This is a genomic window from Saccharopolyspora sp. NPDC047091, assembly GCF_040643635.1.
In the GTDB taxonomy this organism is placed as follows: Bacteria; Actinomycetota; Actinomycetes; order Mycobacteriales; family Pseudonocardiaceae; genus Saccharopolyspora_C.
In genome coordinates this window covers 1-3,942 of the sequence record NZ_JBEYUS010000140.1, presented here as the reverse complement: position 1 = coordinate 3,942, position 3,942 = coordinate 1, and the positions used below count along the sequence as shown (strand labels likewise).

Genomic DNA, 3,942 nt, shown 5'->3' with positions numbered 1-3,942 from the left:
GTTTTCTCCTGTGGCGGAGCCACCGGTGAAAACGATCCCGCAGCGAGGAGAACGCTGAGGTTCCGCCACCCGAACACCGAGCAGCAGGAGTACGTCAGGAAACCCGAAGAAGCGCGCAGAACATAGCGTCGGTGCCGTGTTCGTGGGGCCACAGCTGGACGGTCGGCCCGTCGCCGAGGTCCGGCACGCCGGGGAACGCCTCGCGCGCGTCGAGCAGTTCCGCGCCGCTGCGCCGGACGACGTCGGAGATGACGCCTTCGGTCTCGGACAGGTGCGGGGAGCACACGACGTAGGCCACGACGCCGCCGGGCCGGGTGAGGCCGACGGCGGACAGCAGCAGCGAGCGCTGGAGCTTGGCGAGTTCGGCGACGTCGGAGGGCTGCCGCCGCCAGCGCGCCTCGGGCCTGCGGCGCAGCGCGCCGAGCCCGGTGCAGGGCGCGTCGACGAGCACCCGGTCGTAGCCGGGTTCGAGCCCGGGTTCGCGGCCGTCGGCGACGTGCACGGTGACGGCGAGGTCGCGGGTGACCTTGCGGATCAGTTCGGCGCGGTGCTCGGACTGCTCGACGGCGTCGAGGGTGCCGCCGTCGAGGGTGATGAGCGAGCCGAGCAGTCCGGCCTTGCCGCCGGGCCCGGCGCACAGGTCGAGCCAGCGGGTGTCGCCGCCGGTGATGTCGGGCCGGGTGAGGGCGAGCGCGGTGAGCTGGCTGCCTTCGTCCTGCACGGCGGCGAAACCTTCGCGCACGGGTTCGAGGTCGCCGGGGTCGCCCGCGCCCGCTTCGAGGTGCACGCCGTAGGGCGAGTAGGGCGCTTCGTCGCCGCCGGTGATGGCGGCGAGCTCTTCGGCGCTGATCTCGCCGGGCCGGGCGACGAGGTGCACGGCGGGCCGGGCGTCGTCGGCGGCGAGCGCGGCGGCGAGTTCGTCACCGGTGTCGCCGAGCGCGTCGGCGAAGGCCTGCGCGATCCAGCGCGGGTGCGCGTGGCGCAGCGCGAGGTGGCCGACGGGGTCGGTGGCGCGGTCGGGGGCGAGCCGTTCGATCCACTGCTGTTCGTCGCGTTCGCCCGCGCGGCGCATCACGGCGTTGGCGAATCCGGCGAGCTTCGAACCGACCTCACCGCGCACGATGTCCACTGTGGAGGACACGGCGGCGTGGGCCGGAATCCTGGTGCGCAGCAACTGGTACACGCCGAGCCGCAGCGCGTCCAGCGTGATCGGGTCCACTTCGGACACGTCGCGGCCGCTGCAATCGGCGATCACCGCGTCGAGCAGTCCCTTGGCCCGGCAGGCGCCGTAGGCGAGTTCGGTGGCCAGGCCCGCGTCCCGCCCGCTGATCTTGCGCTGCCGCAGCAGGCCGGGCAGCGTCAGGTTCGCGTAGGCGTCGCGTTCGCGCACGGCGCGCAGCGTGTCCAGCGCGGCCATCCGCGCCGGGTCCTGCTCGGGCGGCCGGGCCGGGCTCTTGCCGCGCTGCGGCGGGCGGCTGCCGCGCGGCCGGGACGGACGGCGGGGGCGGTCGTCGTTCACTGCAGACGTTCTCCTTGCTCGATGCGGGTTCCGCGCGCCCAGTCGGTGGCCGCCATGCGCTTCTTGCCCTGGGCCTGCACCTCGCCGAGCTGCACCGCTTCGGTGGCGGTGCCGACGAGCACTCGGCGGCGCTGCACGTCGATCTCGCCGGGTGCGAGCCCGGTCTCCTCGGTGCGGGTGACGGGTCCGAGCTTGAACCGCTCGTCCCGGAACCAGGCCCAGGCCCCCGGGTCGGGGGTGACGGAGCGGATCAGCCGGTCCACGGCGAGCGCGGGCGCGGCGAAGTCGGCCTTGGCGTCCTCGGGGGTGACCTTCGGCGCGTAGCTGACGCCTTCAGCGGGCTGCGGCCGGGCCTGGAGGCTGCCGTCCTCGATGCCGTCGAGGGTGGCGACGAGCAGGTCGGCGCCGGAGATCGCCAGCCGGTCCAGCAGCGCGCCGGAGGTGTCGGTGGCGCGCACCGGCTCGGTGACCACCCCGTACACCGGCCCGGCGTCCAGCTCGGGGACCAGGTGGAAGGTGGCGGCGCCGGTGATCTCGTCGCCGTGCCGGATCGCGGATTGCACCGGCGCCGCGCCGCGCCACGCGGGCAGCAGCGAGAAGTGCAGGTTCACCCAGCCGTGGCGCGGGATGTCGAGGGCCTGCTGCCGCAGCAGCGCCCCGTAGGCGACGACCGGGCAGCAGTCGGGTTCGAGTTCGGCCAGCCGTGCCAGGAACTCCGGGTCGGTGGCGCGCGCGGGCGTGAGGACTTCAACGCCGTGCTCGTCGGCGAGCGCGCCCACCGGGGAGCGCAGCACCTTGCGGCCGCGGCCGGCGCGGGCGTCCGGCCGGGTGATCACGGCGGCGACCTCGTGCCGCGCGGAGTCCAGCAGCGCGCGCAGCGCGGGCACCGCGGGTTCGGGCGTGCCCGCGAAGACGATCCGCATGGTCAGCGCTTCCCGAACAGCGGGTGCGGGCTCTCCTTGACGACCGGCACCTGCCCGTCGAACCAGTCGGCCTGCCGGATCTCGCGCAGCGCCCGCTTGCGGGTCTCGGCGTCGAGCCGGTCCACGAACAGGACCCCGTCCAGGTGGTCGGTCTCGTGCTGGATGCAGCGGGCCAGCAGGTCGGTGCCCTCGATCTCCACCGGGTCGCCGTGCATGTTCCAACCGCGCGCGACGACGCGCTTGTGCCGCAGGCAGTCCCAGCGCATGCCGGGGATGGACAGGCAGCCTTCGGGGCCGTCCTGCATCTCCTCGCCGACGACCTCCCAGCCCGGGTTGATCAGGTGGCCTTCGAAGCCGTCGCAGCGGTAGGTGAACACGCGCAGCCCGACGCCGAGCTGCGGCGCGGCCAGCCCGGCCCCGCCCTGCTCGTGCATCGTGTCCCACAGGTCGCGCACGAGGCCGTGCAGTTCCTTGTCGAAGTCGACGACCTCGTCGGCGCGGGTGCGCAGGACGGGGTCGCCGAAGAGGCGGACGGGCTGGACGGTCACTCGGGCTCCCCGGTCGGGCTCGGCGGCGGGACCCGGCGAGTCTAGTCGTCGCTCCCGCGCCCTCCGACCGGGCGCTCACCCGCGCCACCCTGCTCCGGGCTCGGCTCGCTCGGCGGAGCGGACGACCGGGTCTTCCCCGGCGAACGGCCGGGTCAGGGGGCGGGCAGGACCACTTCGGCGGCTCCCCCGCCGCGCCGGGTGGTTTCGGCGGCGGCACGCCAGCGGCCGTCGGGCAGCCGTTCCACGCCGGTCGCGGCGCCGATCTCCGCGGACGGGTCGAGTTCGTGGCCGAGGGCGCGCAGCTTCTCCGCCTCGGGCAGCGCCAGGAACTCCGCCTCGGCCTCGGTGCTCGGCGAGTTCCGCTGCGAGGCGCGCGGCCGCGCGATGGCCTCCACCAGCGGCAGGCCGCGGTCGATCCGCTCGGTCAGCACCTGCAGCACGGTGGTGATGATGGTGGCGCCACCGGGACTGCCGACGGCCAGCACCGGTGCGCCGTCCCGCAGCACGACGGTGGGGCTGATCGAGCTGCGCGGCCGCTTGCCGGGCTCGGGCAGGTTCGGGTCGGGCTCGCCGGGCGTGGCCGGGGTGAACGAGAAGTCGGTGAGCTCGTTGTTGAGCAGGAACCCGCGGCCCGGCACGGTGATGCCGCTACCGCCGGTCTGCTCGATGGTCAGCGTGTAGGACACCACGTCCCCGCGGGCGTCGGCGACGGTGAGGTGCGTGGTGTTCGGCCCCTCGTAGGGGGTGGTGCCGCGCGCGGGCGGCCGCGGCGCGCAGGGCGCGGGGTGGCGCGGGTCGGCGGCGGCGACCGGGGCGGGCAGCGCGGCGTCCGGGGTGATCAGGCAGGCGCGGGAGTCGGCGAACTCCTGGCCGGTGAGCTCCGCGGTGGGCACGTCGCCGAACGCGGGGTCGCCGACCCAGCGGTTCCGGTCCGCGAAGCCGATCTTGCTCG

The 3,942-nt window shown here is 74.9% G+C and carries 4 protein-coding genes; all 4 read right to left on the bottom strand.

Annotated features, from left to right (window positions below):
- Positions 1–94 precede the first annotated feature (94 nt).
- Entirely contained in the window at positions 95–1,519 is a 1,425-nt protein-coding gene (locus ABZ805_RS29160) for an RsmB/NOP family class I SAM-dependent RNA methyltransferase (RefSeq protein ID WP_358447110.1), read from the bottom strand.
- Positions 1,516–2,442 carry a methionyl-tRNA formyltransferase gene (fmt, locus tag ABZ805_RS29155; RefSeq protein ID WP_358447107.1) on the bottom strand — a complete coding sequence of 309 codons (927 nt, stop codon included), beginning with the start codon at positions 2,440–2,442 and terminating at the stop codon, positions 1,516–1,518. Before fmt ends, ABZ805_RS29160 begins: the two co-directional genes overlap by 4 nt.
- A gap of 2 nt (positions 2,443–2,444) precedes the next feature.
- Complete coding sequence (gene def / locus ABZ805_RS29150) at positions 2,445–2,990, bottom strand: peptide deformylase (protein ID WP_224962695.1); 546 nt, start codon at positions 2,988–2,990, stop codon at positions 2,445–2,447.
- 152 nt (positions 2,991–3,142) lie between these two features.
- The coding region (locus tag ABZ805_RS29145) for a gamma-glutamyltransferase (RefSeq protein WP_358447104.1) at positions 3,143–3,942 on the bottom strand (800 nt) is incomplete at its 5' end.

Bases quoted from the DNA above. Each gene is read 5' to 3' on its own strand.
- fmt (WP_358447107.1), bottom strand. From the start codon at position 2,442: ATGCGGATCGTCTTCGCGGGCACGCCCGAACCCGCGGTGCCCGCGCTG.